The organism is Stenotrophomonas sp. YJH_SMC_4, assembly GCF_059371575.1.
Genome location: NZ_JCAFUR010000002.1, coordinates 455,928 through 481,776 on the forward strand (window position 1 = coordinate 455,928; position 25,849 = coordinate 481,776).

Annotated in this window: 30 protein-coding genes, 1 tRNA gene and 1 other RNA gene; 8 read left to right on the forward strand and 24 right to left on the reverse strand. The window is 67.2% G+C overall.

Annotation, left to right across the window (positions count from 1 at the left end; all coding sequences use genetic code 11):
* Positions 1 to 36 precede the first annotated feature (36 nt).
* A complete protein-coding gene (locus AC5P9F_RS05540) occupies positions 37 to 720 on the reverse strand; it encodes a hypothetical protein (RefSeq protein WP_076739717.1) in 684 nt (227 codons plus the stop codon).
* 108 nt (positions 721 to 828) lie between these two features.
* On the opposite strand from AC5P9F_RS05540, the gene AC5P9F_RS05545 reads away from it, so the two are divergent.
* The gene (locus tag AC5P9F_RS05545) at positions 829 to 1,647 is read left to right on the forward strand and encodes an SDR family oxidoreductase (RefSeq protein ID WP_005410913.1); all 819 of its coding nucleotides are present in this window, start codon (positions 829 to 831) and stop codon (positions 1,645 to 1,647) included.
* A 93-nt stretch (positions 1,648 to 1,740) separates the two neighbouring features.
* Positions 1,741 to 2,733 carry a YiiG family protein gene (locus AC5P9F_RS05550; protein WP_049450508.1) on the forward strand — a complete coding sequence of 331 codons (993 nt, stop codon included), beginning with the start codon at positions 1,741 to 1,743 and terminating at the stop codon, positions 2,731 to 2,733.
* Positions 2,734 to 2,788: 55 nt separating this feature from the next.
* Here AC5P9F_RS05550 and AC5P9F_RS05555 read toward each other — a convergent pair whose 3' ends face one another.
* Positions 2,789 to 3,661 carry an ion transporter gene (locus AC5P9F_RS05555; RefSeq protein WP_005410911.1) on the reverse strand — a complete coding sequence of 291 codons (873 nt, stop codon included), beginning with the start codon at positions 3,659 to 3,661 and terminating at the stop codon, positions 2,789 to 2,791.
* Positions 3,662 to 3,724: 63 nt separating this feature from the next.
* Between AC5P9F_RS05555 and AC5P9F_RS05560 the strand changes: the two genes are divergently transcribed.
* Entirely contained in the window at positions 3,725 to 4,951 is a 1,227-nt protein-coding gene (locus tag AC5P9F_RS05560) for an acetylornithine transaminase (protein ID WP_049459223.1), read from the forward strand.
* Positions 4,952 to 5,004: 53 nt separating this feature from the next.
* Here the strand turns inward: AC5P9F_RS05560 and AC5P9F_RS05565 are convergent, their stop codons facing one another.
* Positions 5,005 to 5,607 carry an HAD-IA family hydrolase gene (locus AC5P9F_RS05565; protein ID WP_049459224.1) on the reverse strand — a complete coding sequence of 201 codons (603 nt, stop codon included), beginning with the start codon at positions 5,605 to 5,607 and terminating at the stop codon, positions 5,005 to 5,007.
* 122 nt (positions 5,608 to 5,729) lie between these two features.
* Between AC5P9F_RS05565 and azu the strand changes: the two genes are divergently transcribed.
* Positions 5,730 to 6,179: an azurin gene (gene azu, locus AC5P9F_RS05570; protein WP_012481174.1), complete on the forward strand. Its 450-nt coding sequence runs from the start codon at positions 5,730 to 5,732 to the stop codon at positions 6,177 to 6,179.
* A gap of 72 nt (positions 6,180 to 6,251) precedes the next feature.
* On the opposite strand, the gene hemL is transcribed toward azu, so the two are convergent.
* Complete coding sequence (gene hemL / locus AC5P9F_RS05575; protein WP_049460855.1) at positions 6,252 to 7,541, reverse strand: glutamate-1-semialdehyde 2,1-aminomutase; 1,290 nt, start codon at positions 7,539 to 7,541, stop codon at positions 6,252 to 6,254.
* A 16-nt stretch (positions 7,542 to 7,557) separates the two neighbouring features.
* The gene (gene thiE, locus AC5P9F_RS05580) at positions 7,558 to 8,184 is read right to left on the reverse strand and encodes a thiamine phosphate synthase (protein WP_049460853.1); all 627 of its coding nucleotides are present in this window, start codon (positions 8,182 to 8,184) and stop codon (positions 7,558 to 7,560) included.
* A gap of 34 nt (positions 8,185 to 8,218) precedes the next feature.
* Between thiE and AC5P9F_RS05585 the strand changes: the two genes are divergently transcribed.
* Entirely contained in the window at positions 8,219 to 8,443 is a 225-nt protein-coding gene (locus tag AC5P9F_RS05585) for a rubredoxin (RefSeq protein WP_005410905.1), read from the forward strand.
* 78 nt (positions 8,444 to 8,521) lie between these two features.
* On the opposite strand, the gene AC5P9F_RS05590 is transcribed toward AC5P9F_RS05585, so the two are convergent.
* From AC5P9F_RS05590 to AC5P9F_RS05625, 8 genes are all read right to left on the reverse strand, one after another.
* Positions 8,522 to 9,367, reverse strand: a complete 846-nt coding sequence (locus AC5P9F_RS05590; protein ID WP_024957828.1) for a SirB1 family protein — start codon at positions 9,365 to 9,367, stop codon at positions 8,522 to 8,524.
* Positions 9,368 to 9,511: 144 nt separating this feature from the next.
* Positions 9,512 to 9,955 (reverse strand): DUF192 domain-containing protein, encoded by a 444-nt coding sequence (locus AC5P9F_RS05595; protein ID WP_005410903.1) that lies wholly within the window; start codon positions 9,953 to 9,955, stop codon positions 9,512 to 9,514.
* A 21-nt stretch (positions 9,956 to 9,976) separates the two neighbouring features.
* The gene (gene rpiA / locus AC5P9F_RS05600; protein ID WP_005410902.1) at positions 9,977 to 10,624 is read right to left on the reverse strand and encodes a ribose-5-phosphate isomerase RpiA; all 648 of its coding nucleotides are present in this window, start codon (positions 10,622 to 10,624) and stop codon (positions 9,977 to 9,979) included.
* A gap of 22 nt (positions 10,625 to 10,646) precedes the next feature.
* Positions 10,647 to 11,126 (reverse strand): EVE domain-containing protein, encoded by a 480-nt coding sequence (locus tag AC5P9F_RS05605; RefSeq protein WP_005410901.1) that lies wholly within the window; start codon positions 11,124 to 11,126, stop codon positions 10,647 to 10,649.
* The gene (locus AC5P9F_RS05610) at positions 11,123 to 11,716 is read right to left on the reverse strand and encodes a 5-formyltetrahydrofolate cyclo-ligase (RefSeq protein WP_076739715.1); all 594 of its coding nucleotides are present in this window, start codon (positions 11,714 to 11,716) and stop codon (positions 11,123 to 11,125) included. Before AC5P9F_RS05610 ends, AC5P9F_RS05605 begins: the two co-directional genes overlap by 4 nt.
* A gap of 84 nt (positions 11,717 to 11,800) precedes the next feature.
* A non-coding RNA gene (gene ssrS, locus AC5P9F_RS05615) (6S RNA) lies at positions 11,801 to 11,986 on the reverse strand.
* Positions 11,987 to 12,083: 97 nt separating this feature from the next.
* Entirely contained in the window at positions 12,084 to 12,380 is a 297-nt protein-coding gene (locus tag AC5P9F_RS05620; RefSeq protein ID WP_005410899.1) for a cell division protein ZapA, read from the reverse strand.
* Positions 12,377 to 12,598, reverse strand: a complete 222-nt coding sequence (locus AC5P9F_RS05625) for a TIGR02449 family protein (RefSeq protein ID WP_005418996.1) — start codon at positions 12,596 to 12,598, stop codon at positions 12,377 to 12,379. Before AC5P9F_RS05625 ends, AC5P9F_RS05620 begins: the two co-directional genes overlap by 4 nt.
* Before the next feature lie 153 nt (positions 12,599 to 12,751).
* Between AC5P9F_RS05625 and AC5P9F_RS05630 the strand changes: the two genes are divergently transcribed.
* Both AC5P9F_RS05630 and AC5P9F_RS05635 read left to right on the forward strand, forming a co-directional pair.
* Positions 12,752 to 13,300 carry a YecA/YgfB family protein gene (locus tag AC5P9F_RS05630; protein WP_005410897.1) on the forward strand — a complete coding sequence of 183 codons (549 nt, stop codon included), beginning with the start codon at positions 12,752 to 12,754 and terminating at the stop codon, positions 13,298 to 13,300.
* 5 nt (positions 13,301 to 13,305) lie between these two features.
* Positions 13,306 to 14,628, forward strand: a complete 1,323-nt coding sequence (locus AC5P9F_RS05635) for an aminopeptidase P N-terminal domain-containing protein (RefSeq protein WP_087944448.1) — start codon at positions 13,306 to 13,308, stop codon at positions 14,626 to 14,628.
* A gap of 544 nt (positions 14,629 to 15,172) precedes the next feature.
* On the opposite strand, the gene pepQ is transcribed toward AC5P9F_RS05635, so the two are convergent.
* The 7 genes from pepQ to rph all read right to left on the reverse strand — a co-directional run bounded on the left by pepQ (position 15,173) and on the right by rph (position 22,420).
* On the reverse strand, positions 15,173 to 16,504 hold the full coding sequence (gene pepQ / locus AC5P9F_RS05640; RefSeq protein WP_005410895.1) for a Xaa-Pro dipeptidase: 1,332 nt from the start codon (positions 16,502 to 16,504) through the stop codon (positions 15,173 to 15,175).
* Between the two features lie 75 nt (positions 16,505 to 16,579).
* Positions 16,580 to 16,954, reverse strand: coding sequence for a PilZ domain-containing protein (locus AC5P9F_RS05645; RefSeq protein WP_005410894.1), 375 nt, complete (start codon positions 16,952 to 16,954; stop codon positions 16,580 to 16,582).
* Complete coding sequence (locus AC5P9F_RS05650; protein WP_076739923.1) at positions 16,951 to 19,230, reverse strand: DUF1631 family protein; 2,280 nt, start codon at positions 19,228 to 19,230, stop codon at positions 16,951 to 16,953. The genes AC5P9F_RS05645 and AC5P9F_RS05650 overlap by 4 nt, the downstream gene beginning before the upstream one ends.
* Before the next feature lie 202 nt (positions 19,231 to 19,432).
* On the reverse strand, positions 19,433 to 20,659 hold the full coding sequence (gene hemW, locus AC5P9F_RS05655; RefSeq protein WP_024956759.1) for a radical SAM family heme chaperone HemW: 1,227 nt from the start codon (positions 20,657 to 20,659) through the stop codon (positions 19,433 to 19,435).
* Positions 20,660 to 20,715: 56 nt separating this feature from the next.
* Complete coding sequence (gene rdgB / locus AC5P9F_RS05660) at positions 20,716 to 21,312, reverse strand: RdgB/HAM1 family non-canonical purine NTP pyrophosphatase (protein ID WP_005410891.1); 597 nt, start codon at positions 21,310 to 21,312, stop codon at positions 20,716 to 20,718.
* Positions 21,309 to 21,698, reverse strand: coding sequence for a VOC family protein (locus AC5P9F_RS05665; RefSeq protein WP_005414366.1), 390 nt, complete (start codon positions 21,696 to 21,698; stop codon positions 21,309 to 21,311). Before AC5P9F_RS05665 ends, rdgB begins: the two co-directional genes overlap by 4 nt.
* A complete protein-coding gene (rph, locus tag AC5P9F_RS05670; protein ID WP_005410889.1) occupies positions 21,695 to 22,420 on the reverse strand; it encodes a ribonuclease PH in 726 nt (241 codons plus the stop codon). The genes AC5P9F_RS05665 and rph overlap by 4 nt, the downstream gene beginning before the upstream one ends.
* Before the next feature lie 124 nt (positions 22,421 to 22,544).
* Between rph and AC5P9F_RS05675 the strand changes: the two genes are divergently transcribed.
* Complete coding sequence (locus AC5P9F_RS05675; RefSeq protein WP_012481162.1) at positions 22,545 to 23,405, forward strand: YicC/YloC family endoribonuclease; 861 nt, start codon at positions 22,545 to 22,547, stop codon at positions 23,403 to 23,405.
* Positions 23,406 to 23,487: 82 nt separating this feature from the next.
* On the opposite strand, the gene AC5P9F_RS05680 is transcribed toward AC5P9F_RS05675, so the two are convergent.
* The 4 genes from AC5P9F_RS05680 to AC5P9F_RS05695 all read right to left on the reverse strand — a co-directional run bounded on the left by AC5P9F_RS05680 (position 23,488) and on the right by AC5P9F_RS05695 (position 25,844).
* Entirely contained in the window at positions 23,488 to 24,084 is a 597-nt protein-coding gene (locus AC5P9F_RS05680) for a nucleotidyl transferase AbiEii/AbiGii toxin family protein (RefSeq protein ID WP_012481161.1), read from the reverse strand.
* Positions 24,081 to 24,572, reverse strand: a complete 492-nt coding sequence (locus AC5P9F_RS05685) for a helix-turn-helix domain-containing protein (protein WP_495231897.1) — start codon at positions 24,570 to 24,572, stop codon at positions 24,081 to 24,083. Before AC5P9F_RS05685 ends, AC5P9F_RS05680 begins: the two co-directional genes overlap by 4 nt.
* Positions 24,573 to 24,642: 70 nt before the next feature.
* Positions 24,643 to 25,722, reverse strand: a complete 1,080-nt coding sequence (gene selD, locus AC5P9F_RS05690) for a selenide, water dikinase SelD (RefSeq protein ID WP_012481159.1) — start codon at positions 25,720 to 25,722, stop codon at positions 24,643 to 24,645.
* A gap of 26 nt (positions 25,723 to 25,748) precedes the next feature.
* A tRNA-Sec gene (locus AC5P9F_RS05695) sits at positions 25,749 to 25,844 on the reverse strand.
* Between the last annotated feature and the right edge of the window lie 5 nt (positions 25,845 to 25,849).

Sequence of the window (25,849 nt, forward strand, 5' to 3'; positions counted from 1 at the left end):
GCCGGGCCATGCCCGGCGACACGCGGCGTTCCCGGATTACGGCGTCGCCGGCACCACCTGCTGGCCGATGAAGTTGCGCTTGGCATCGAAGTCATAGGCGATCTGCAGCTGGCCCACGTCCGGGCAGGCGTGGCAGTCGCGCAGCGGTGTGCGGTACAGCAGGCGGATCCCGCCGCCCTCCAGCGGTGTCGCTCCGGCCGATTGCGCCGGCGCGAACGGCGTGGCCTGCGGATTGGCTTTCAGCAGCTCCTGCACGGCCGGGTCGGCACGCAGCGTGTCGTCCAGCTGTACGGCATCCACATCGATGCGCTTGCCGCTGGCGTCGACCAGGCGGGTGCCTTCGTTGGTGTTGGCCCGGAAGGGATACTCGACCGTGGCAATGCCCAGCCCCTCGTTCTCATGCCACGCGGTCACATACGCCAGTTCCCCGGCGCTGGACAGTTGCTCGGCCGCGGTGATCGCCTCGGCGCTTGCTCCCCCCGCTCGCATCGCATCGCGCAGGCAATCCCGGGTGGCGGCATTCTCGCCCTGGCGGCATGCGTTCAGATCGCCATCCCAGACCACGGCCTCGCTCCAGTGCATCTTGCCGTCGGCGGCGGCCTTCTCCGCGCTGGGCGCGTCACCGGCGGGTGGCTCCTTGCCGGGTTCCGGCGAACGGCCCTGGCAGGCAGTCAGCAGGGCAAGCCCCAAGGCAGGCAGCAACAGGCGGGAACGGCGCATGGCGTGGACCTCGTGCGTTGACTGGAGGCCCGAGTATCGTCAAGGTCGGGTGAACTCCGCGTCGGCGCGGCATACTAGCGGCTCATTGCATACGCTGGAGTGTGGAACGTGGGCAGTCTGCAGGGCAAAACGCTTTTCATCACCGGAGCCTCGCGTGGGATCGGCCTGGCCATCGCACTGCGCGCTGCGCGCGACGGCGCCAACGTGGCCATTGCGGCCAAGTCGTCGGTGCCGAATCCGAAGCTGCCGGGCACCATCCATACCGCGGCTGAAGCGGTGACGGCGGCAGGCGGGCAGGGACTGGCCCTGAAGTGCGACATCCGCGAGGAAGAGCAGGTGCACGCGGCGGTTGCGGCCACCGTCGATACCTTCGGTGGCATCGACATCCTGGTCAACAACGCCAGCGCGATCTGGCTGCGCGGTACGCTGGATACGCCGATGAAACGTTTCGACCTGATGCAGCAGGTCAATGCGCGAGGCAGTTTCCTGTGCGCACAGGCCTGCCTGCCGTACCTGCTGCAGGCGCCGAATCCGCACATCCTCACCCTGGCGCCACCGCCCAGCCTGGAGCCGAAGTGGTGGGCACCGCACACCGGCTACACGCTGGCAAAGATGGGCATGAGCTTCGTTACCCTGGGCCTGGCCGCGGAATTCGGCCCGCAGGGCGTGGCGGTGAATGCGCTGTGGCCGCGCACGGTCATCGCCACCGATGCGATCAACATGATCCCGGGCGTGGATGCGGCCGGCTGCCGCACGCCGCAGATCATGGCTGATGCCGCGCATGCGGTGCTGGTGCGCGAAGCGGCGGGCTTCCATGGCCAGTTCCTGATCGACGATGACGTGCTGGCGCAGGCGGGTATCACCGATCTTTCGGGCTACGCAGTGGATCCATCGCGTCCGTTGCTGCCGGATCTGTTCCTGGATTGATCGTACGTCGCCGGAAGAGGCCGAGGGCTGCGACCTTCGGCCTGCTGCGCTAGAATGTGCGGCTGTAATCGTTTTCAACAGGGATGTGAACACATGTCACGCACTCTTTCCGTCGCGGCGCTGGCCGCTTCGCTGTCGTTGATCCTGGCCGCCTGCGGTGGCAAGGCACCCGCCGCTGCGGGCGGCGCCGCTGCATCCGGCACGCCGGACGCCAGCGCGGCGCCGTCCGACCCGCAGCAGCAGTTGACCGCCAAGCTCAACGCCTACATCGGCTGCTTCAACGCGCTTGATTCGAAGACCCACGGCAGCATCGAGTCCTATACGCGCTGGATCAAGGATGTCGCCGCCGGCCCGACCGGTCGCGAGACACAGGTGTACGGTCCGTTCGAGATCAGCGATTACGACATGAAGCAGTGCGATGCCCCCGTGACCGAGGCGATCGCTGCCAAGCCAGTGCTGGCCGAACTCGATGCTGCTGCCGGCCACTACCAGCAGGCGCTGAAGGCGCTGGTGCCGATCAGCAAGGACGCGCACGACTACTACGATCGCCAGGACTACGAAGACGACCAGTTCGCCAAGGGCAAGCAGCTGCACGCGCCCTTGATGGCCGCCTTCAAGGATTTCGTGGCTGCCAGCGAAACGTTCAATGCCGAGCTGGAGCGCCAGAACGACGCCGCCCAGCGCGAGCAGCTCAAGGCACTGGAGCAGGCCGAGGGTCGCACGCGCGAGTACTACCGCCTGGCGATGATGCTGGAAGCCAAGGCCATCATGGATCTGATGAGCGAGGATGATTTCGATCAGGCCAAGGCCCGCGAGCGTCTGGATGCGTTCAACCGCATTTCCGACGAAGCGCATGCGAAGGTGGCTGATCAGGAACCGGGAAAGCTGGACTGGAACAGCTTCGAGCGTGAGGCCGAGAACTTCCGTCGGGAAGGCAAGGCGCGGCTGCAGCGCGTCAGCGAGAAAGAGCCTTACACCGATTTCGAACGACGCATGCTTGATTCGCCGTCGATGGCGCCGCGTGGATCGGCCAGCAAGCTGATGCAGGAATACAACACGCTCGTTTTCCAGAGCAACCGCCAGTAGTGCTCCCGCTCATGGCGTGATCAGCGTGCGCCGGTGTACATCGCCGGCGCTCGCATCAATGACTGAACGCATCCGGCAGCTTGCCGCCGCACTTGCGGCAGTGCAGTGCATCCGGTTCATGGCCTTCCAGCCCACAGTCCGGGCAGCCACGCGCATCGCGGCGTGCGGCCTGCTCGGCTTCACGCATGGTGCTGGCCAGTTCGGCGGTGTAGATGCCGGTGGGCACGGCGATGATGCTGTAGCCGATCAGGATCAGCACCGAGGTGACGAAGCGGCCGAGCACGGTCTGCGGCACGATATCGCCGAAGCCGACCGTGGCCATGGTCACCACCGCCCAGTACATGCTGGCCGGGATGTTGGTGAAACCGTGTTCGGGGCCCTCGATCACGTACATCAGCGCACCGGCGATGATGGTGATGGTGATCACCGTGAACAGGAACACCAGCACCTTGCGCCGGCTGCGCCACAGCGACGTCATCAGGACGCCGCTTTCCTCGATGTAGCGGGTCAGCTTCAGGATGCGGAACACCCGCAGGATGCGCAGCGCGCGCACCACCAGCAGGCTCTGCGCGCCGGGGATGAACATCGACAGGTAGGCGGGCAGGATCGACAGCAGGTCGATGATGCCCCAGATGCTCACTGCATACCGCAGGGGGCGCTTGACCACCGCCAGCCGCAGCAGGTACTCGGCGGTGAAGATGATCGTGAATCCCCATTCCAGGATGTACAGGCCGGTGGACCATTCCGCATGCAGGTGCTGCACGCTGTCGATCATCACCACCAGGATGCTGGCGACGATCGCCACCACCAGGATCAGGTCGAAATTGCGCGAAGGGCGGGTGTCATGGCGGTAGATGATGTCGAACCACCGACGGCGCCAGCCGGTCTCGGTGGCGGGGTTGAGCTGGGGGGCGGAAAACGGTCGCATGGGCGCATTGTGCCGCAGGGGTTCCGGCGCGAGAATGGGCGTTCCTGAACCCTGCCGACTGCCATGACCGCCGCGACCGATCCGCTGATCTCCCTTTCGCACTATTACCTGCCGGTCTACAAGCCCCGCCAGGTGGTACTGGAGCGAGGCCAGGGCGCCCGCGTATGGGACAGCCAGGGCCGTGAGTTCATCGACCTGGCTGCCGGCATCGCCGTGTGCGGCCTGGGCCACAACGATCCGGACCTGGTGGCCGCGCTGGTCGAGCAGGCCGGCAAGCTCTGGCACACCAGCAACGTGTTCTACAGCGCACCGCCGCTGCACCTGGCCGAGGAACTGGTGAAGGCCAGTCGCTTCGCCGAGCGGGTGTTCCTGTGCAACTCCGGCGCCGAAGCCAACGAAGTGGCGATCAAGATGGTCCGCAAGTGGGCCTCCAGCCAGGGCCGCCCGGCCGACAAGCGCGTCATCATCACCTTCCGTGGCAGCTTCCACGGCCGCACCATGGGCGCGGTGACCGCTACCGCGCAGCCGAAGTACCAGGAAGGCTACGAGCCGCTGCCGGGGGGCTTCCGCTACATCGATTTCAACGACGAAGTGCAGCTGGAAACCGCGATGGCCGCCGGTGACGTGGCGGCGGTGATGCTGGAGCCGATCCAGGGCGAGGGCGGCGTGATGCCGGCCAAGTCCGGCTTCCTCAAGCGCGTGCGCGAACTGTGCGACCAGCACGACGCGCTGCTGGTGCTGGACGAGATCCAGGCCGGCATGGGCCGCACCGGCACGCTGTTCGCGCACTGGCAGGACGACGTGGTGCCGGACATGGTCACCCTGGCCAAGGCACTGGGTGGCGGCTTCCCGATCGGTGCGATGCTGGCCGGCCCGAAGGTGGCCGAGACCATGCAGTTTGGCGCGCACGGCACCACCTTCGGTGGCAACCCGCTGGCCGCTGCGGTGGCCCGCGTGGCGCTGCGCAAGCTGGCCTCGTCGGAGATCGCCGCCAACGTCAGCCGCCAGTCGAAGGCGCTGCGCGATGGCTTTGCGCGCATCAACGAAGAATTCGGCGTGTTCAGCGACGTGCGTGGCCGTGGCCTGATGCTGGGCGCGGTGCTGAGCAAGGATTTTGCCGGCCAGGCCGGTGCGATCCTTGACCACGCCGCCGAGCAGGGCCTGCTGACCCTGCAGGCCGGCCCGGACGTGCTGCGCTTCGTGCCGTCGCTGAACATCACCGACGAAGAAGTGGCCGAAGGCCTCAAGCGCCTGCGCGCGGCAATTGCCGCGTTCATCGCCGCGCGCTGAAGCCATAATGCTGGGGTCGGATCCCTCTCCTGCGCAGAGGGCTCTGGCCCCGATCAGCCCACCGCGTAACGCTTCAACACCTTGCCCAGCTCACGGCCATCGCGCACGGTTTCCGCGTGCAGGCCGGCGGCGCGTGCGCCGCGCACGTTGGCGAACAGGTCATCGACGAACAGCGTGCGCGCAGGTGCCACGTCCAGTGCTTCCAGCGTGCGCAGGAACACCGCGGGCGCCGGTTTGCGCAGACCGAACTCCGCGCTGCAGAACACGCGGCCCTGGAGCGCCGGGAACAGTTCCGGTAGCAGAGTCGGCAAGGCCTGCTGCATCAGTGCGCCATTGTTGGTCAGCACCGCCATCGGCAGCTGCAGGGCCTGCAGCCGCTGCAGCACGGCCGGCTGTGGATGGCTGGCGGCCTGTCGCGCCGCGATCCACGTGTGTACATCAACGGTGCGGCCCAGCTGTTTGCTCAGCTGCGCCAGATAGGCCGGGCCATCCAGCGTGCCATTGTCATGCGCCGCTTCCAGCCCGCTGTCGTACAGCGCGGCCTGCACGGTTTCCGGCGCGACATCCAGCGCCTGTGCCAGATGCAGCACGCGCTGCGCGCGCTGGTACTGCACCAGCACGCCATCCACATCCAGCAGCAACAGATCGATCCGCATCAGCCGAGCATGCCATCGCGGTGGATGCGCGGAAACCCTGGAGTGCGCGTGCGACAGACGGTCGCAGACGCGGCCACAGGGGGCTGCCTAGAATGGCGTTTGAATCCGCAGGAGATGCAACGATGAAGGCTTGGATGGTGGCAGTGGGACTGGGCGCGCTGATGCTGGCGCCGTCGGCGATGGCGCGGGTGTGTGCGGTGAGCATCGACAGCACCGACCAGATGAGCTTCAGCAGCCGCGAGATCAAGGTCGCCACCGACTGCACCGCCGTGGACCTGACCCTGCGCCACACCGGCAAGCTGGCTGTCACCGCGATGGGTCACAACTGGGTGCTGACCCGTACCGCCGATTACCAGCCGGTGGCGATGGCGGGCATGCGCATGACCCTGGCCGACAGCTACCTGCCGAAGGCCGACAAGCGCGTGCTGGCGCACACCAAGGTGATCGGCGGTGGCGAGACCACGCGCGTGCGCTTCTCCACCCAGGGCCTGCAGAAGGGCGGTGACTACACCTTCTTCTGCTCGTTCCCCGGCCACTTCGCGATGATGAAGGGCAAGTTCGTCTTCGGTTGAAAAAAAGGGGACGGAGGGGATTAAGTCGTTTGTGCACAAACGACTTAATCCCCTCCGTCCCCTTTTTTGCGATCAGCCCTTGGCAGCCCGGAACGCTACGCGTGCGGCGGCGAGGGTGGCCTCGATCACCGTGTCATCGTGGGCGCTGGACAGGAAGCCGGCCTCGTACGCCGACGGGGCCAGGAACACGCCCTGCTCCAGCATCGCGTGGAAGAAGCGGTTGAACGCCGGAATGTCACAGGCGGTGGCCTGCGCATAGGTCTCCACCTTCTCGCTGGTGAAGAACAGCCCGAACATCGCACCCACGCAGGTGGTGGTCACGGCCACACCGGATTCGGCGGCGGCCGCTTCCAGGCCGGCACACAGGCGCGCGGTGCGCTCGGCCAGGTCGGCGTGGAAGCCCGGCTGCTGGATCAGCTCCAGCATCGCCAGTCCGGCGGCCATCGCCACCGGATTGCCGCTCAGCGTGCCGGCCTGGTAGATCGGGCCGGCCGGTGCGATCTGCTGCATCAGCTCGCGGCGACCACCATAGGCACCCACCGGCATGCCACCGCCGATGATCTTGCCGAAAGTGGTCAGGTCCGGGGTGATGCCGTAATGCGCCTGCGCACCGCCAAGGGCAACACGGAAGCCGGTCATCACTTCGTCGAAGATCAGCAGCGCGCCATGCTTCGTGCACAGCGCACGCAGGTGTTGCAGGTAGCCCTCGCGCGGCGGGATGCAGTTGGCGTTGCCGACCACCGGTTCGATGATCAGGCCGGCGATGTCGTCACCCTGCTGTTCGAACAGGGCGGTGGCCGCTTCGAAGTCGTTGTAGGGCAGGGTCAGGGTCAGTTCGCTCAGGCCGGCCGGGACGCCCGGCGAGGTCGGCACGCCCAGGGTCAGCATGCCGCTGCCGGCCTTGACCAGGAACGAGTCGCCGTGGCCGTGGTAGCAGCCTTCGAACTTGACGATGCGGTTGCGGCCGGTGGCGCCACGCGCCAGGCGGATCGCCGACAGCGTGGCCTCGGTGCCGGAGTTGACCATGCGCACCATCTCGCACGATGGCACCAGGCGGGTGATGGTCTCGGCCATGGTGACTTCGGCCGCGCACGGCGCACCGAAGGACAGGCCATTGTCGATCGCCTTCTTCACCGCCTGGCGCACGGCCGGGTGGTTATGGCCGACGATCATCGGGCCCCAGGAACCGACGTAGTCGATGTAGCGGTTGCCATCGACGTCGTACAGGTAGGCGCCATCGGCGCGTTCAACGAAGAACGGCTCGCCGCCGACCGACTTGAACGCACGTACCGGCGAATTGACGCCGCCCGGCAGCAGCTGCTGGGCACGGGAGAACAGGGCGTGGGACTGGTCGTGGTTCATGGGGCTTTCCTGGGCATTACGCGAACTGGGCGAGATAGGCGCGCTGGGTCGCGACCGGGTCCGATGCGGCATAGATACCGCTGACCACGGCCACCAGATCGGCGCCGGCGTCGATGATGGGACCGACATTGTCCGGCGTCAGGCCGCCGATCGCCACCCGCGGCACGCCGAGTGCGGCGCTTTGCCGCAGCAGGTCGGTGTGGGCGCGGCTGCTGGTGACCTTGGTGGTGGTCGGGAAGAAGGCGCCGAAGGCCACATAGCTGGCGCCGGCCGCCACGGCCTTCTCTGCATTGGCCAGCTGGTCGTAGCAGGAGGCGCCGATGATGGCCTCGGCACCGAGCAGCGCGCGCGCGCTGGGGATGTCCCCGTCGGTGCCGCCCAGATGCACGCCGGCCGCGCCCACGGCCTTGGCCAGCACCGGGTCGTCGTTGACGATCAGCGGCACGCCGTGGGCGGCGCACAGGCCTTGCAGGGCCGTCGCCTGTTCCTGCCGCAGGGCATCGCTGGCGGTCTTGTGGCGGTACTGCAGCCAGGTGGCACCCGCGGCCAGCAGCGGCGCGGTACGGGCCAGCAGGCGCGCGGTATCGGGCTCGTCCGGGGTGATCAGGTAGACGCCGCGGGGCGCCGGGGAAGCAGAAGTCATCGATGGCTACCGGTGCGTGGGCTGCAATGGGACAATGGCCGCCCGTGAATCCAGCCCCGATTATCCGATGAGCGACGCCAGCCCCACCACCCTGCGAACCTGGATGTGCGTGGTCTGCGGCTTCCTGTACAGCGAAGCGGAAGGCTTGCCGGAGGAGGGTATTGAGCCCGGGACGCGTTGGGAGGACATTCCCGAGACCTGGACCTGCCCGGACTGCGGGGTGACCAAGGCCGATTTCGAGATGGTCGAGGTCGATTGACCGGCGGGCCACCCGGCCCATCCTGTGGGTGAGGACCGTTGGGGTGGGTGTGGACCGTTGGTCCACACACCGACACCCTCAATGCAGCCGCGGCATCGGCCCGCCGAGGTCGATCAGCTTCTCGCGCAGCCACTGCGCGTCGCTGGCCTCGGGATTGCGCTTCAGGTACTGCCCCAGGTCATGGCGGGCACCGGCCAGATACTCCAGTTGCAGGTACGCCAGGCCGCGGTCGCGCAGCGCGTCGTCCTGCTCGGGCGCCAGTTTCAGCAGGCGGTCGGCACTGCGTGCGGCACGATCCCATTCACCGGCTTCGGCGTAGACACCATGCAGGTTGCGCAGCATGCGCATCAGGATCGCGCGCGCCGGCGCCGGGTCGAGGATCTGCGCCAGCACCTGGTCATCGGGCATCTGTCCGCCCAGGTGTGACTTGGCGCGTTCGCGCAGTTCGTCCACGTCCAGTGGCCGGCCACCGTTGAACGGGTCCATCACCAGCACGCCGTCGTCCACCGGCAAGCGCACCAGGAAGTGGCCGGGGAAGGACACGCCATCCAACGGTATGCCGAGCCGGCGCGCGACTTCCATCTGCACCAGCGCCAACGAGATCGGATTGCCCAAGCGCCGCTCGAACACCTGGTTGAGGTAGCTGTTGCGCGGGTCGTAATACTCGTCGTGGTCGCCGCTGTAGCCCAGCTCGTCGAACAGGTGGCGGTTGATCGCCGCCATTTTCAGTGGGCTGTTGTCGATGCTCTCCACTTCCGAACGGAGGTGATCGACATGGCTCTGGATCAGCGCGTCGTAGGTGGACGGCTGCAGATCGGGGTATTCATCGCGCGCGATCAGCAGCGCGGTCGGCAACAAGGGCAGCGCCTCGTCTTCGAGGTCGGCCAGTGCATCCCAGTCGGGGAGTGTGATCCGGTCCTGCATGACCACAGACTGGCGTCATTCGCAGGCGGTTTCAAGCGGTGCCGCGTGAAAAATCCGGGGGTCAGATCCCTTTCGCGTGCGAAAGGGATCTGACCCCTGCAGGGTTGCCGGCCAGCGGCCGGCACTACCGCGGGCAGAACCCTGTTACTCGATGCCTGGGCCGAACTTCAGCTCCGTGCCGTCCTTCAGCTTGAGCTTCTCGGCCTGGCCGGCGTTGAGCTCCAGCACGTAACGTGCCGGGCCACCGCTGGGGTAGGGCGGGCACATGTCGCCGGCCGAGCACGGCGGCACATCACGCTGCTGGCTGACCAGCTTGCGCTGGCTGTCGAAGTACAGGATGTCCAGCGCGATCCTGGTGTTCTTCATCCAGTACGCCTGCATTTCCTCGCGGTCGTGGATGAACAGCATGCCGTGGTCGGCCGCCATCTGGTCGCGGAACATCAGACCGCGTGCGCGGGTTTCATCGTTGGTGGCCAGCTCGACCTGGTAGCGGGCGCCATCCAGTTCGACCCAGTGGCGGGCCGCGTCGGTGGCGCAGCCAGCCAGGGCCAGCAGCGGGAGCATCAGCAGCGAACGCAACAGCGACATCGTCAGGATCCTTCGAAAGGGTCAGAGCACGACCGGCGGCTCGCCGCCGACGATCACCACATCGGCGCGGCGGCGGGCGAACAGGCCGACGCAGACCACGCCCGGCAGCTGGTTGAGCTCGCGCTCCAGCTTTTCCGGATCGGTGATCTGCAGGTTGTGGATGTCCAGGATCTGGTTGCCGTTGTCGGTGACCACGCCTTCACGCCAGGTCGGCTGGCCGCCGGTCATGTCGCGGATCTGGCGGGCGACCAGGCTGCGCGCCATCGGGATCACTTCCACCGGCAGCGGGAACCTGCCCAGCACCGGCACCTGCTTGCTCGGGTCGATGATGCAGATGAAGCGCTCGCTGGCCTCGGCGATGATCTTCTCGCGGGTCAGCGCGGCGCCGCCGCCCTTGATCAGGCACTTGTTGGCGTCGCACTCATCGGCGCCATCGACGTACAGCGACAGGTTGCCGCTGTGGTTCAGCTCGATCACCTCGATGCCGTGCTGCTTCAGGCGCGCGGTGCTCTGCTCGGAGCTGGAAACAGCGCCCTTGATGCGGTGCTGGATGCGGGCCAGGGCATCGATGAAATAGGCCACGGTGGAACCGGTGCCGACACCGACGATCATGCCGTCTTCAACGTACTCGATGGCTTTCTCGGCGGCCAGGCGCTTGGCTTCGGACATGGGAGAACTCTCAGGCAGGGAATCAGGATTTCTTTTCCAGCGACAGCAGCAGCTTCCACTGCGCGGCGGTCACCGGGAACACCGACAGGCGGTTGCCCTTGGCAACCAGCGGGAAGCCCTCGCCGAGTTCTTCGGCGTGCAGCTTGATCTCGTCCAGCGCGATCACCTGCTTGAGCTTGCGGTCGAAGGCCACGTCCACCAGCATCCAGCGCGGGTTTTCGCGCGTGCTCTTGGGGTCGTGGTAGTCGGATTTCGGATCGAACTGGGTGTCGTCCGGGTAGGCCGTACTGGCCACCGTGGCCAGGCCGACGATGCCCGGCACCTTGGTATTGGAGTGGTAGAACAGGATGCCGTCGCCCACCTGCATGCCATCGCGCATGAAGTTGCGCGCCTGGTAGTTGCGCACCCCGTTCCAGGGTTCGACCTTGACCTTGGCCAGGTCATCGATGGAGAAGGCGTCCGGTTCGGACTTCATCAGCCAGTAGCGCTTGCGGGCGGTCATGCGTTCACGGGGGCAGCGGAGGGGAACAGGGTGCCGTCTTCGGTGCAGATCGCATCCACCGGCACGTCCCACGACGCCACCGGCAAGGACTCGACCTGCTGCACCGCGAACGCAGCACCGACCAGCCAGGGCGGCGCCGGCCGGTCGTGGCGGAAGGCGAAGCTGCGATCATACCAGCCGCCCCCCATGCCCAGCCGCCGGCACTGCGTGTCGAAACCCACCAGCGGGGCCACCACCAGCGCCATCTGTGCTGGTTCCAGTGTGTCTTCCAGCGCCACGTCCGGCTCGGGAATGCCGTAGCGGTTGCTGGTCAGCGGCTGCCCCGGCCGCCACGGCGCGAAGCGCAGCACGTCGCCGGCCAGCACCGGCAGGCAGTAGGTGAGGCCTTCGGGCAACTGCAACTGCCAGCGGTGCAGGGCGATCTCGCCATCCAGCGCCCAGTAGCCGGCCACGGCGCCTTCGCGCGGGGCGAACGGCAGGGCGAGCAGGGCATCGGCAAGCGATTCGGCGGCGGCGATGCGCTCAGTGGCGGAAAGGTCGCGGCGGCGTTGCCGCAGGTCGTGGCGCAGGGCCTGGCGCGGGTCGGTCATGGCAGCGTGCGGCGGGGGAACAGCCGCCATTGTGCCGGAAAGAACAAGGGCGACGCCCGAAGACGCCGCCCTTGCTGGAATATTGCATTCTCCGCAATGTCGATGCATGCGAAACGACCTTGAACCCGGGGGCTCAAGTGGGAACGCTGGAGAACCATCGGGCTTCCCGCTGCAAGGCGGACCTGCACTCCCGGCGCTGTCGCGCTCCCGGTGTCGTTCTTAAGGGACAAGGCGAATGTTTGCACATGCCGTCGAGTACCGCAGAGAACGCGTGACCATTATAGCCAGCACGCAGGATCTGGATAGGCCGTTCGTCGGCAACAGTCCGTGCCAATTCAGATATGAGAAGACGCGTTTTGCACGATTTTCAGGGGGTGCCGTCGATGGCGCGGTCCAGGCGCCGGTTCAGGTCGGCCAGGGTCTGCTGCAGGGCCACGGCCTGGCGGGCGTTTTCGTCGCGCAGCAGCTGCAGTTCGTGGGCCAGGTTCAGCGCGGCCAGTACGGCAACGCGATCAACCGCGGCCATGCGGTTGCTGCCGCGGATCTCGCGCATGCGCGCATCCAGCAGGCGCGCGGCGGCCATCAGGCTGTCACGTTCATCGCCGCCGACGCCCACGGTGTATTCACGATCGAGGATGCGGACACTGACCGGTTCGGCGCTCATGTGTGCTGCTCCAGGGATTTGAGCCGGCTGATCATTGCTTCCACCCGCGAACGTGCCTGCTCATTCTTGGCCAGCAGCGTCGAGCGCTCGGCCACCAGCTGCTCCTGCTGGTGGCGCAGGCTGCGGTTCTCCTCGGCCAGGCGCTGGTTGCGTTCAAGCAACGCGTCCACGCGGGCGGCGAAGTCCTGCAGCTGGGCAAGGGGATCGGCGGGTTCCATGCGGGCACGATAGGCAAGCCGGGCAAGGGCGGTCAAGCGTTGTCGCAGCAAGGCTGGACGCCTGCGGAGAGGATGCCGTCGGGTTGCTACACTACGGGGTCTTACGGGCGCGCGCGTGCGCGCCCCGGGTTTCCTTTCCGAACGAGCCGCACGATGACCGAACTTCCCTCCGTCGACGACGTTACCCGCGCCAGCCAGGCGTTGGGCCTGGGTGCCACCGCTGCCGAGCTGCACGGCGCGCTGTGCGGCTGGCTGGCTGCCGGCGGTGCCCCCGGCAACGACTGGCCGGCGCGCGTGCTGGCCGACGACAACCTGCCGCCGGTGGCTGCCGACAGCGTGCTGGGGCAGCTGCTGCAGGCCACCATCAAGCAGCTGGAAGACCGCGACTTCGCCTTCGAGCTGCTGCTGACCGACGGCGACGACGTATCAGCGCAGGCCGATGCCATGTTCAGCTGGACCCGTTCCTTCCTGGGCGGCTTCGGCCTGGGCAGCGGCGGCCGCCGCCCGACCCTGTCCGAAGAGGGCGAGGAAGCGCTGACCGACATGGCCAGCCTGGCGCGGGCCTCCAGCGAGGATTTCGAGGCCGGTGGCGATGATGACGACGAAGCCCTGTCGGAGATCGAGGAATTCATCCGCGTGGCGGTGCTCTTGCTGCACGGCGACGTGGTGCTGGCCTCGCGCCATCGTCAGCGCCTGAACTGATGGACATCAAGCAGCGCACCGGCATTGCCGCCGGCGAGTACAAGCGTCGTCGCCGCCAGCTGATGGACATGGCCGGCGAGGATGCGATCCTGGTGCTGCCGGCCGCGGCCGAGAAGGTGCGCAGCCTCGATACCCATTATCCGTTCCGGCAGGATTCGGATTTCCAGTACCTGAGCGGCTTCCCGGAGCCGGAAGCAGTGCTGGTACTGATCCCGGGCCGACGCCACGGCGAGGCCATCCTGTTCTGCCGCGAGCGCGATGCCGAACGCGAGGCCTGGGACGGCAGCCGCGCTGGCCAGGAAGGCGCGGTGGCGCAGTACGGCATGGACGATGCCTACCCGATCGATGATCTGGACGACATCCTGCCGGGCTTGCTGGAAGGCCGCTCGCGCGTCTACTACCACTTCGGCCGGGATGCCGACTTCGACCTGAAGCTGATCGGCTGGGTCAACCGCGTGCGTTCGCAGGTGCGCCACGGTGCGCAGCCGCCGCACGAGTTCCTCGAACTGGGCCACCTGCTGCACGAGCAGCGCCTGTTCAAGTCCGGTGCCGAAGTGGCGTTGATGCACCACGCCGCGCAGATCAGCGTGCGTGCGCATCTGGCCGCGATGAAGGCAGCCAGGGCCGGCATCCACGAGTACGAACTGCAGGCGGAGCTGGAACGCGTGTTCCGCGCCAATGATGCGGTGCCCGCGTACTGCAGCATCGTCGGCGCCGGCCGCAACGGCTGCATCCTGCATTACCGCGACAACAACGCGCGTTCGCGCGACGGCGAGCTGGTGCTGATCGACGCCGGTGCCGAGTACCGTGGCTACGCCAGTGACATCACCCGCACGTTCCCGGTGAATGGCCGCTTCAGCGCCGAGCAGCGTGCACTGCACGACCTGGTCGGCGATGCGCAGGCCGCTGCGTTGGCCCAGGCCAGGCCGGGCGTGCCGTACGAAGCCGGTCACCTCGCCGCAGTGCAGACCCTGACCGAGGGCCTGCTGCGGCTGGGCCTGCTGAAGGGCACGCTGGAAAAGAACCTGGCCGAAGGCCTGTACCAGCGCTTCTACCGGCACAAGACCGGGCACTGGATCGGCATGGACGTGCACGACGTGGGCGACTACCGCCTGGCCGGTGACTCGCGTCTGCTGGAGCCGGGCATGGCGTTCACCATCGAGCCGGGGTTGTACATCGGCGTGGATGACACGACGGTGGAGCCGCGCTGGCGCGGTATCGGCATCCGTACCGAGGATGACGTGCTGATCACCGATGACGGCCATCGCGTACTGACCGAAGGCCTGGCGCGCAGCGCCGACGAGATTGAAGCGGTGATGGCGGGGTAAGTGGTGTTCTGCAGGGCTTGCAGCCCTGCACCTGCTGCAATCAACGGCAACTGCCAATGCCAGAGCGGCATTCCGTGGGATGGCGGGGCGGTGTGGGTGGTCAGGACACGCCGTAAACCCATCCATGGGGGCTCGATGGCGCCATCCATGGCGCCAACGGTCCTGCCCACCCACATCGCCCCACCCCCGACAGATTCCTGTGGCTGTTGGTGGGTGCCGACCGTTGGTCGGCACATCTGTCAGATATCGAATGAATCATCCACGCATGGCGTGGATCTACGGGCAATTGCGGCTGTTGGGTAGGTGTCGACCGTGGTCGACACAGAGCGAGCGCAGCGAGCGACCCGCTTCTGCTTTTCTTTTTTCTTTTCCGTGGTTGGACGCGGCAGGAAACTGTCAAAGGTGGGGCGGGTAGGCCATGCAGGGGCGTTGGCGCCATGGATGGCGCCATCGAGCTTACAGGGACGTACTTGCAGCGTCCCCTGCATGGCCTACCCGCCCCACCAAGCGCGGCTTTTGAATTCAGCACCCAACCACGAGGGGCTCAGCCGTTCGCCGCCGCAAACGCCGGCCGCGTCAGGTTGTCCGCCTCGCCATCAGTGCACAGCACTTCGTCTTCAATGCGGATGCCACCATACGGACGGAAGAAGTCCACGCGCTCCCAGTTGATCGCATCACCATGGCCGGCGTCCTTCACTTCGTTCAACAGCATGTCGATGAAGTACAGGCCTGGCTCGATGGTCACCACCATGCCCGGTTCCAGCACGCGGGTCAGGCGCAGGTACGGGTGGCCGGCCGGGCGCTCGATGCGGCCGCCCTCGTCGCTGGCCGCGAAGCCGGCCACGTCGTGCACCTGCAGGCCGATCAGGTGGCCGATGCCGTGCGGGAAGAATGCGGCGCTGACGCCGGTCTCCAGCGCGGTCTGCGGCGAGACCCTGATCACGCCGAAGTCCTTCAGCACGCCCATCAGCGAAAGATGTGCGTCCACGTGCAGCTGCTTGTAGTCGAAGCCCGGGCGCACCGCTGCGCACATCTGCTGCTGGGCGGCGTCGACGGCCGCAATCATCGCGGCGAATTCGTCGTGGCCCTGCGCGGCGTAGGTGCGGGTGATGTCGCTGGCGTAGCCGTGCGCACTGGCGCCGGCGTCGATCAGGAAGCTGCGCAGCGGCTGCGGTGCCTTGCGGCCCAGCTCGGTGTAATGCAGCACGGCGGCGTGTTCGTTCAACGCCACGATGTTGCCGTAGGGCAGCTCGTTGGCATCCTGGCCGACGGCCTGGCAGTACGCCATGTGGATGCTGAATTCGTCGGCACCGTTGCGGAACGCGGCCTCGGCGGCGCGGTGGCCGCGCACGCCCAGCACCTGGGCCTGGCGCATCAGTGCGATTTCATACGGTGTCTTGCTGCCGCGGTGCCATTCCAGGTAGTTCACCACCGGCGCTGGATTGTTCGGCACGTAGTTGCCCAGTGCGCTCTGCGGCTCGCCCAGGATCGCGCAGCGCGACGGGTCGGCCGGCAGCAGGGCCAGCGCCTCTTCGGGCTTGCGGATGATGTGGATGTCGAAGTGCTCCACCCACCAGCCACTGGGGGCGTCCGGTACCACGTGCCAGTAGTCGAAGGGCTGGTGGAAGATCACTGCCGGGCGCTTGCCCGGGGTGAACACGATCCAGCTGTTGGGCACGCGGGTCAGCGGCAGCCAGGCCTTGAACTGCGGGTTGACCGCATACGGGTAGTCGCGGTCGTCGAACACCTGGTAGTGCAGGGTGCCGCTGGGCACCACCAGATGGTCGAAGCCGCCGCGGGCCAGCGCCTGCTCGGCGCGTCGGCACAGCACGGCCAGGTGGTCGGAATACAGGGCGCCGGGGTCTTGCTGGATCATTGCGGTGGCTCGACACGGAAAACGGCCCTAGATTCTGCCGCATACCGCGAAAAACCGCTGTGCCGGAACCGGCACTCAGGCCGTCGAAACCGGCCCCTCGTCGCTGTCTTCGCCCACCCACTGCCGCAGCAGCTGCCGATGTTCGCGCGACAGGGTCAGGAAGCGGAAGCCGGTCCAGCTCTGCCCGGGAACGTGTGCGGGCTCGCTCCACAGCAGATGCACGCCTACGTCGATGGCCTGCTGGCGGCCATCACCCAATGGCAAGGGAAAGCGCAGCTGGTACAGCGCATCCTCGCGCAGCGGCATGCTGGCCAGCATCAGCATGCCAGTTTCGGAGACATTGCCGAGGCGCCCGACCACGCACTCGCGCATCTGGTCGGTAACCGGCACCAGGTCCGAGACCTGGCGGCGCGGCGCGCGGCGGGTGTCCTGCGGCGGTACGGCTTTCATGCGGGGGTCTCCTGTGCGCGAGCCGTGGCCAGTGCGCGCAGCGCACCGAGGCTGGCTTCCCAGGCACGGTCGACCAGCCGGCCCTTGTCTTCGGTGACCAGCTGCGCGCGCCCGGCACTGATCTGCCGTGCCAGCGCATCCAGGTCGGTATCGGTGATCTTCTGCCCGCGCGCATTGACGAACAACGCGTGGCCGGTCAGCAGGCTGTACCAGGACAGGCGCTGGCGGCGCATCGTGCCATCGCCCATGTCGATGTCGAACCAACTGCCGAACGGCAGGCTGGACAGCTGTTGGTAGGCCGCTTCTTCGGCGCTGCTGCGCGGCGTGGCAGGTGCGGCGCCACCGTTCGTGCCGGCGTGCTCGCCCAGGCGCGCACGTGCCTTGAGGCGTGCGCTGAGCTCGGTACGCGAGGTGCTTTCATCCTCGCCGCCGGGCGTGGCCAGCCTGCGCGCGACAGCGGCGGCTTCCTCGGCGTGGTAGCCGACCTGCAGCAATGCGGCCTCCACGTCCGCTGCCAGTGCGGTATCGGTGCCGCCGGGGGCGTCGATGGCCTGCGCGGTGATGGCAGCGATGCGCTCGGTCTGTTGCAGGCGCTCCCGCCATTGCGGTGAATCGTCGCCATGGCGCAGGCGGGTGAGGGTCAGTGCATCGGCCCAGGCCTGGCGCAGCAAGGTCTGCACGAAACGCGGTGGCGACCGGGTGTCGCAGCACTGGTCGATCTGTGCGGTGGCCTGGCGACGGGCCAGTTCCAATCGTTCCTTGCCGCGCGCGGCTTCCACATGGCGGCGCTCGGCCAGTTCGGCACGATGGGCCGCCGCGCGCTGGTGCTGCTGCACGTCTTCACTGGCGGCGGCAAAGACTTCCGGCGCACGCGCATCCTGCCCCAGCAGGCCCTGCACGCTCTGCGCCATGCGCTGCAGCAGCTGCGGGTCGACATCCTCATCGCCCAGCCAGTTGGCGCCGACTTCGGCGATCTGATTGAGCAGCTCACGCGCGGGGTGTTCGTCGCGCACGAAGAAGCCCGGATCGGCCATGGCGGCGCGTGCCAGGGGTACCTGCAGGCGGGCCAGCAGCGCGGCCGGCACTGGATCGGGACGCTGCTGCTGTTGCACCTGCTGCATCAGCATGCGCAGCAGGTCGAGGTTGTCCCGGTCGTGACTGCCCAGCTGGGCCTGCGCACCATGCTCGCTGCGCAGCTGCGCGACCACGGCAGCCTGCAGGTCGGCCACACCGGTTGCCGCACTGGACTGGGCCTGCAGGCGCGCGAGTACCGCGTCGACTGCCGCGCTGGGCACAGCGCCGCTGTCCGCCGGGGCAGGGCTGTCGTGCCGCGCCTGCTGCAGCAGCTCATGCAGTGCACTGCCGGTGGAGGTGGTCACACCCGGCGTGGCGGGGCCGGCTGCGCCGCCCTCGTGGAAGGCGTCCTGTACCAGGCTGGACCAGGAGCCGGCCGGTGCCGAACCGTTCCAGCCGGTCAAGGGGGCTGCGGTGCGCTTGGCCGGCTGCGTGGTGCGGCCGCCCCCCACCGACTGGGTGATGATCCGCCGCGTGCTCGACGAGCGTGCCAGGTAGGGGGTGTAGACCAGCCCCGGCAGTACACCGGACTGGGCCAGCAGGGCATTGGCACGGTCAAGGATATCGCCCAGCCGTTCCAGCACCTGCCGTTCGAAACTGCGATACAGCGCCAGCTGTACCTCGACGCTCAGCGCGTCCTGTTCGGCAATCCGGCGCACCATCGCGCACAGTGCCTGCGGTGCCAGCGGCAGGGTGTCGGCCTCGAAGGCCGGCGCCGCCGCCAGTACGCCCAGGCGTTGGCCCAGCAGGTTCAGTGTGTTGGTTGAACGCAGGGTTTCGCGCCGCACCATCTCGGTCAGCAGCAGGTCGCGATCCACTTCGTGCTCATCAACCAGCGACAGCCCGAGCATGCCCGGCAGCGCTGGCGGCCTGGCACTGGTACTGACACCGCTGACCGGTTCGCGCAACCGCGTGAGGGCGTCGGCCACGGCATCGAGCATGCGATCGGCGAAATGGCCGGCGAAGGCGTGCAGCTGTCCACGCTGGGCCATCAGCTCGGCCTGCTGCTGCGGATTGCGTGCGTGGTCGGCGTCGTGCAGCAGGGTCTGCTCCAGCGCCTCGACGGTCAGGATCAGGGGCGCCGCCAGCGTCTGCCGGCACAGGCCGATCAGCGCGCCCAGCAGCTCACGTACCCGCGGTGGCAGATCGCTGGCGGCCAGGCGGTTCTTGTCGGCAGGAGTGATGGAAAAGACAGCTGACATCGGCAGGCGGTACCCGGATTCCCGCGGATCGATCTGGTGAATCTACCGTGTCGGCCGATGTCGGCGCTACTTTAGGCTGAACGTGAATCGCATCCGCCGGGCCTGGCCCGACCGATGAACGGTAGTGCCGGCCGCTGGCCGGCAGATATGTCTTCACCGGATTGCCGGCCAGCGGCCGGAACGATCCTTTGCCAGGCGAGGATCAATCTTCCAGGAACAGGCTCACCACATCGTTGGTGAAGCGGCGGCCCAGCTCGGTCGGCTGCACATGCCCATCGGTCACGTCGAGCCAGCCGCGCTGCACGGCCTCGGCCAGGGGAGCGTCCAGCACGCTGCGCGGCAGCCCCGTGCGCGACTCGAAATCGCGCAGGCCGAAACCTTCGTGCAGGCGCAGCAGGTTGAGCATGTACTCGAACGGCAGGCGCTCCGGCGCGATCACATCGTCGCCGCCGAACGAGGCGGGCGTGCCGGCGCTGTCCAGGTAGGCCTGCGGATGCTTCAGCTTCCAGCGCCGCAGCACGTGTTCCTCGGCGCCCGAGCTGATCTTGCCGTGCGCGCCGGCACCGATGCCCAGGTAATCGCCGAAGCGCCAGTAGTTCAGATTGTGCGCGCTCTGCCGGCCGGGGCGCGCATAGGCGCTGACCTCGTACTGGCCGAAACCAGCCTGTGCCAGCAATGCCTGGCAGTGTTCCTGCATGTCCCAGGCGTTGTCTTCATCGGGAATGCCCTGCGGCGGCCGCGCGAAGAACACCGTGTTCGGTTCCAGGGTCAGCTGGTAGTGGGAGATGTGTGCCGGCTGCAGCGCGAACGCGCGTTCCAGGTCGGCCTCGGCACCGGCCAGGGTCTGTTCCGGCAGCGCGTACATCAGGTCGATGTTGAAGTTGTCGTAGCCCGCGTCCTGCGCCATCTTCACCGCGCGCTCGGCTTCGCCACTGTCGTGGATGCGGCCCAGGCGCTTGAGCATCGCATCGTCGAAACTCTGGATGCCGAAGCTGAGGCGGTTCACGCCGGCCGCGCGATAGCGGTCGAAGCGGCCATGTTCGGCGGTGCCCGGGTTGGTTTCCAGGGTGATTTCGGCATTGGGCGCGAAACGCAGGCGTGCGCTGGCCTGCTGCAGGAAGCGGTCGATTGCCTCCGGCGGGAACAGGCTGGGCGTGCCGCCACCGAAGAACACGCTGTGCACCACCCGGCCCCAGACCAGCGGCAGGTCCTGGTCGAGGTCGCGCAGCAGCGCATCGATATAAGCGTCGAACGGCAGCTCGCCCTTGGCCTGGTGCGAATTGAAATCGCAGTACGGGCATTTGCGCACGCACCACGGCAGGTGCACGTACAACGACAGCGGTGGCGGCACCAGCCGCGGCGGGTTGTCGTGGTCGGCGGAGCAGGCTTCGCCGGGCAGGTGGTTGCAGTGGTCGTGGGCGTGCGGCATGGGCTTCTTCGGTAGTGTCGGCCGCTGGCCGGCTTCCCTGGGTCGATCGGGTAGCGTCAGTACAGCGTCGCCAGCTGCTGTTTGAGCTGCTGCAGGGCAATGGCGCGGTGGCTGATGGCGTTCTTCAGTGCCGGCTCCATTTCCGCGGCGGTCAGGCCGTGGGTGGTGTCCAGGAATACCGGGTTGTAGCCGAAACCATTGGTGCCGCGCAGTTCGCGGATGATCTGGCCTTCCCAGCGGCCTTCGCAGATCAGCGGCTGCGGGTCGGTGGCGTGGCGCAGCAGCACGATCACCGCATAGAAGCGGGCGCTGCGCTGGCCATCGGGAATGTCGGCCATCGCGTCCAGCAGCTTGGCATTGTTGGCCGCAGCATTGGTCGGGTGGCCGGCATAGCGTGCGCTGTACAGGCCCGGCGCACCGCCGAGGGCATCGACGATCAGGCCCGAATCATCGGCCAGCGCCGGCAGGCCGGTCGCTTCGCAGGCCGCGCGTGCCTTCAGCAGCGCGTTCTCGACGAAGGTCAGGCCGGTCTCTTCCACATCGCCCAGGCCCAGTTCGGCGGCCGAGGTGATCTGCAGCGGCAGATCGGCAAGGATCTCCTGCATCTCCACCAGCTTGCCGGCGTTGTGGCTGGCCAGTACCAGTTTCTTCATTGACGGGGCTCCAGCAGGTCCCAGGTGTTGCCATACAGATCGCGGAACACCGCAACCGTTGCATAGGGTTCTTCGCGCGGCGCTTCCAGGAACTCGACGCCGGCGGCGACCATCGCCGCGTGGTCGCGACGGAAGTCGTCGGTGTTGAGGAAGAAGCCGACGCGGCCGCCGGTCTGGTTGCCGATGCGGCTGCGCTGTTCCTCGTCGCTGGCGCGGGCCAGCAACAGGGCGGCGGCACTGCCGTCGGTCGGGCCGACCACCACCCAGCGCTTGTGACCCTGGTCGATGTCCTCCAACAGTGCGAAGCCGAGCTTGCCGGTGTACCAGGCAATGGCTTCGTCATAGTCGGCCACCACCAGGGTGGTCAGGGCGATGCGGCGGTTCATGCCGACAGCGCCGCCTGCTGTGCGGCCAGCAGTTCGCCCACGCCCTTTTCGGCCAGGCCCAGCAGCGCATCCAGTTCATCGCGACGGAAGGCGTGGCCTTCGGCGGTGCCCTGCAGCTCGATGAAGCCGCCACCGTCGTTCATCACCACGTTCATGTCGGTGTCGCAGTCGCTGTCTTCGGCGTAGTCCAGGTCCAGCACCGGGGTGCCGCGGTACACGCCTACCGATACGGCGGCCACTGCGCCCAGGATCGGGTTGCGCTTGATGTCGCCACGCTTCATCAGCACGTTCACCGCATCGACCAGCGCCACGTAGGCGCCGGTGATGGCGGCGGTGCGGGTGCCACCGTCGGCCTGCAGCACGTCGCAGTCGAGGGTGATGGTGCGCTCGCCCAGCGCGTTGCGATCCACGCAGGCGCGCAGGCTGCGGCCGATCAGGCGCTGGATCTCCAGCGTGCGGCCACCCTGCTTGCCACGGGCCGCTTCACGGTCACTGCGGGTGTGGGTGGCGCGCGGCAGCATGCCGTATTCGGCGGTGACCCAGCCTTCGCCCTTGCCGCGCAGGAAGCCCGGCACGCGGTTCTCGACGCTGGCGGTGCACAGCACACGGGTTTCACCGAAGCACACCAGCACCGAACCTTCGGCGTGGCGGGTGAAGCCGCGTTGGATGACGACCGGGCGGAGCTGGTCGGGCTGGCGGCCGCTGGGGCGGGAATCGGACATGGTGCGGGTTCCGTAATGGCAAGGGAGTACGCCGCCACGCCCGCAGCCTTCACGGGGCGGGCAAGGGGGCTCTGGTGAGGGCGCTAGGGTACCATTCCCCCTTTGCACGCACCGGACACAATCCATGATTCGAAGCATGACCGCCTATGCCGGCGGCGAGCGGGTCACCCCGTGGGGCACGCTGGGCTGCGAGCTGCGCTCGGTCAACCACCGCTTCCTGGAGGTCGGCACCCGCCTGCCCGAGGAGCTGCGGGCGCTGGAACCGCAGCTGCGCGAGCGCATCGCCGCGCGCCTGAGCCGTGGCAAGCTGGATCTGGTGATGCGCCTGCGCGCGCCGGAAGCGGCGGCCAACCTGCAGGTTGACGAGGCCCTGCTGGCCCAGCTGGGCCGCCTGGCGCACCGCCTGACCTCCGATTTCCCCAACCTGCAGGTCAGCTTCACCGACCTGCTGCAGCTGCCGGGCGTGACCCGTGGCGAGGCCACCGATGCCGCCGCCCTGCAGGTCGAGGCGCTGGCGCTGCTGGACCAGGTGCTGGATGGCTTCGTCGAGGCCCGTGAGCGCGAAGGCGGCAAGTTGTCTGCGGCCATCAGCGAGCGTGTGGACGGCATCGAGCGCATCGCCACCGAAGTGCGCACCTTGATTCCGGCCATTCGCGACGGCCAGCGCGCCAAGCTGGCCGCCCGTCTGGCTGACCTGCCGCACCCGGTCGACCCCGGCCGCGCCGAGCAGGAGCTGGTGCTGTGGCTGCAGAAGCTGGACGTGGATGAAGAGCTGGACCGCCTTGGCAGCCATATCGTCGAGATTCGTCGCGTGCTCAAGCAGCGCGAGCCGGTCGGCCGCCGCCTGGACTTCCTGCTGCAGGAGTTCAACCGCGAAGCCAACACGCTGGGCTCGAAGTCGGTGGACAGCCGCACGTCCAATGCCGCGGTGGAACTGAAGGTGCTGATCGACCAGATCCGCGAACAGGTGCAGAACATCGAGTGATGTTCTGCGCAATCGCCTGGGAGGATCACAGTCCTTCCAGGTAGTCCGCAGCTATCGCGACGCAGTGGTCGAAGTCTGGCGATTAGTCCAGCGTGTCGATGGCCTTGAACGCAATCTTCAATGTCGGATGGGGATTGCGGATCTGATCAAGAAACGTTGATCGATGGCGGACCAGTGCGTCTGCTGCGGCCGCCAGCGCGTCCGGCTCGCGTTCGATGACCAGCGCAAGATCGAACAGGTCTCGGGCCGTTGTTCGATGCCCGCGATGGAACATTTTCTTGGCGATGATTTCCGCCGACGTTTCCACGCGTATGCGCCGGCCATCGATCGTCCATTCCTCCCAGGCGTCATCGAGAAGATTGGGAGCTGCGACGAAATCCACCTCGCCTTCCTCGAACTGCAGCTTGACCCATGCGCTGGGATCTTCGCTGTAGTCGCCGGTAAGGCTCGCGGCCACATCGCTCAAGCGGGGAGTGACGAAGCCCAGGTACTGGGGGTTCGGCACGAAGATGTCGATGTCCTTGCTGAGCCGGTGCCGATGTCGAAACATCAGTACCGTTCCGCCACCCAACGTCCAGAACGGATCGGTGATGCCGCCGTGGCGCCGGATCTCCCCGATGAGGACAAGCGCCCGGGGTAGCAGCGCCTGCCAGGCGCCGGCCGGCAATTCGCGGTTCACATCCACAGGTCCTTGCGGTGAGCAGAAAGTGTGTTGGCCATCTTCGCCACGTTGCGCCAGATGCGCCGTGGTGGCATCTGCGCGCCGATTGCAGCTTCCTCGACCGCCATCACCACCATGGCGGGAGGGGCTTCATCCAGCAGGTACGCCATCTGCGCCGCGTAGGTGGCAGGAACTTCCCCGCTGACCAGTACGCGGGCCAGCTCGCCCGCAGTCAATTCGCTTGCGTAGCTCACGTTCGCGGTTCGCGCGGCCATTTTCAGGCCTTGCTTGCGCAGCCGGTTTTCGGTGGTGGGTGCCGGAACATCCAGACCGAGCACGGCCATCAGCTGTCCCACGCGATTGACGCCCAGATCACTAAGGGTGCCCCCTTCCAGGCCGACCACGGTCTGCCGGGAAAGGCCGCTGAGATGAGCCAGTTGGCCTTGCGACAGGCCAAGCTGCTCACGGCGGGTACGAACCGCCTTGCCGATGTCGATCAGGTTCATGGCTTTAGTGTCCAATATTTTGGACATGATTCAAGTGCCCGGAAGTGACACGTTGGCAAACCTTCACGTCTCAAACCACGCTGACGCCCGGCGCTCCTTCGCTCAAACGCCCGACCACGGCTGCCTGGCCGAACCCCGCGTCGTGGAAGCAGGCCAGCACCGCATCCGCCGCTTCCGGGGCGCAGGACACCAGCAGGCCGCCGCTGGTCTGAGGGTCGGTCAGCAGTGGCTGCCAGTGTGCCGGCAACCCATCGGCGAAGCGCACCTCGGCGCCATACGAGGCCCAGTTGCGGTGGGAAGCGCCGGTCACGCAGCCACGCTGCAGCAGCTCCAGCGCCTGCGGCAGCAGCGGCACCTGTGCACTGTCCACCTCGGCAGCGACACCACTGGCGCGGCACACTTCCAGCAGGTGGCCGAGCAGGCCGAAGCCGGTGACGTCGGTCATGGCATGCACACCGTCCAGCGCGGCCAGCGGCACGCCCACGGTGTTCAGGCGGGTGGTCGACGCGATCATCTGCCGGTAGCCGTCGGCATCCAGCACTTCCTTCTTCAGCGCCGACGAATACACGCCCACGCCCAACGGCTTGCCCAGCACCAGCACGTCGCCGGCGCGGGCATCGGCGTTGCGCTTGAGTCGTTGCGGGTCGAGCACGCCGATCGCGGCCAGGCCGTAGATGGGTTCCACCGAATCGATGCTGTGGCCACCAGCGACCACGATGCCAGCATCGGCGCAGGCGCGTTCGCCACCCTGCAGGATGCCGCGGATCGTGTCCTGCGGCAGCGTATTGATCGGCATGCCGACGATGGCCAGTGCGAACAGCGGGCGCGCGCCCATCGCATACAGGTCCGACAGCGCGTTGGTGGCCGCGATGCGGCCGAAGTCGAACGGGTCGTCGACGATGGGCATGAAGAAATCAGTGGTGGCGACGATTGCCTGGCGATCATCGAGGCGGTACACCGCAGCGTCGTCACTGGTCTCGCGCCCGACGAGAAGCTCAGCCGGAGCGGGAAGCGCTGGAACGCCACGCAGCAGTTCGCTCAGCACGCCCGGCGCGATCTTGCAGCCGCAGCCGCCGCCATGCGCGAGAGAGGTCAGTCGTTGCGGGGCATCGGCCGTTGAAGGGGCGGGGGACTGCGCGTGCGTGACCATGCCGACATCTCCTGCGGGAACGCGAATGGCGGAAGGCAGCAGGAGTCGAACCTACCAGGGAACGATCGACGCCCCCTACTGGGTTTGAAGCCCAGCCGCATGCCCGGATGCGCATGCCTTCCGAAAG

Excerpts from the sequence above, each read along its gene's own strand:
- pepQ (WP_005410895.1), bottom strand. The coding sequence starts at position 16,504 with ATGATCCAGCAAGACCCCGGCGCCCTGTATTCCGACCACCTGGCCGTG.
- AC5P9F_RS05555 (WP_005410911.1), bottom strand. The coding sequence starts at position 3,661 with ATGCGACCGTTTTCCGCCCCCCAGCTCAACCCCGCCACCGAGACCGGC.
- selD (WP_012481159.1), bottom strand. The coding sequence starts at position 25,722 with ATGGTCACGCACGCGCAGTCCCCCGCCCCTTCAACGGCCGATGCCCCG.
- AC5P9F_RS05620 (WP_005410899.1), bottom strand. The coding sequence starts at position 12,380 with ATGAGCGCCGAACCGGTCAGTGTCCGCATCCTCGATCGTGAATACACC.
- AC5P9F_RS05630 (WP_005410897.1), top strand. The coding sequence starts at position 12,752 with ATGACCGAACTTCCCTCCGTCGACGACGTTACCCGCGCCAGCCAGGCG.
- AC5P9F_RS05590 (WP_024957828.1), bottom strand. The coding sequence starts at position 9,367 with ATGCAGGACCGGATCACACTCCCCGACTGGGATGCACTGGCCGACCTC.
- AC5P9F_RS05685 (WP_495231897.1), bottom strand. The coding sequence starts at position 24,572 with ATGAACCTGATCGACATCGGCAAGGCGGTTCGTACCCGCCGTGAGCAG.
- AC5P9F_RS05605 (WP_005410901.1), bottom strand. The coding sequence starts at position 11,126 with ATGACCGCCCGCAAGCGCTACTGGCTGATGAAGTCCGAACCGGACGCC.
- azu (WP_012481174.1), top strand. The coding sequence starts at position 5,730 with ATGAAGGCTTGGATGGTGGCAGTGGGACTGGGCGCGCTGATGCTGGCG.
- AC5P9F_RS05550 (WP_049450508.1), top strand. The coding sequence starts at position 1,741 with ATGTCACGCACTCTTTCCGTCGCGGCGCTGGCCGCTTCGCTGTCGTTG.
- AC5P9F_RS05540 (WP_076739717.1), bottom strand. The coding sequence starts at position 720 with ATGCGCCGTTCCCGCCTGTTGCTGCCTGCCTTGGGGCTTGCCCTGCTG.
- hemW (WP_024956759.1), bottom strand. The coding sequence starts at position 20,659 with ATGCCGCACGCCCACGACCACTGCAACCACCTGCCCGGCGAAGCCTGC.
- AC5P9F_RS05585 (WP_005410905.1), top strand. The coding sequence starts at position 8,219 with ATGGCCGCCCGTGAATCCAGCCCCGATTATCCGATGAGCGACGCCAGC.
- AC5P9F_RS05675 (WP_012481162.1), top strand. The coding sequence starts at position 22,545 with ATGATTCGAAGCATGACCGCCTATGCCGGCGGCGAGCGGGTCACCCCG.
- AC5P9F_RS05610 (WP_076739715.1), bottom strand. The coding sequence starts at position 11,716 with ATGACCGACCCGCGCCAGGCCCTGCGCCACGACCTGCGGCAACGCCGC.
- AC5P9F_RS05625 (WP_005418996.1), bottom strand. The coding sequence starts at position 12,598 with ATGGAACCCGCCGATCCCCTTGCCCAGCTGCAGGACTTCGCCGCCCGC.
- AC5P9F_RS05645 (WP_005410894.1), bottom strand. The coding sequence starts at position 16,954 with ATGAAAGCCGTACCGCCGCAGGACACCCGCCGCGCGCCGCGCCGCCAG.
- thiE (WP_049460853.1), bottom strand. The coding sequence starts at position 8,184 with ATGACTTCTGCTTCCCCGGCGCCCCGCGGCGTCTACCTGATCACCCCG.
- rdgB (WP_005410891.1), bottom strand. The coding sequence starts at position 21,312 with ATGAAGAAACTGGTACTGGCCAGCCACAACGCCGGCAAGCTGGTGGAG.
- AC5P9F_RS05665 (WP_005414366.1), bottom strand. The coding sequence starts at position 21,698 with ATGAACCGCCGCATCGCCCTGACCACCCTGGTGGTGGCCGACTATGAC.
- hemL (WP_049460855.1), bottom strand. The coding sequence starts at position 7,541 with ATGAACCACGACCAGTCCCACGCCCTGTTCTCCCGTGCCCAGCAGCTG.
- AC5P9F_RS05650 (WP_076739923.1), bottom strand. The coding sequence starts at position 19,230 with ATGTCAGCTGTCTTTTCCATCACTCCTGCCGACAAGAACCGCCTGGCC.
- rpiA (WP_005410902.1), bottom strand. The coding sequence starts at position 10,624 with ATGTCCGAAGCCAAGCGCCTGGCCGCCGAGAAAGCCATCGAGTACGTT.
- rph (WP_005410889.1), bottom strand. The coding sequence starts at position 22,420 with ATGTCCGATTCCCGCCCCAGCGGCCGCCAGCCCGACCAGCTCCGCCCG.
- AC5P9F_RS05595 (WP_005410903.1), bottom strand. The coding sequence starts at position 9,955 with ATGTCGCTGTTGCGTTCGCTGCTGATGCTCCCGCTGCTGGCCCTGGCT.
- AC5P9F_RS05565 (WP_049459224.1), bottom strand. The coding sequence starts at position 5,607 with ATGCGGATCGATCTGTTGCTGCTGGATGTGGATGGCGTGCTGGTGCAG.
- AC5P9F_RS05560 (WP_049459223.1), top strand. The coding sequence starts at position 3,725 with ATGACCGCCGCGACCGATCCGCTGATCTCCCTTTCGCACTATTACCTG.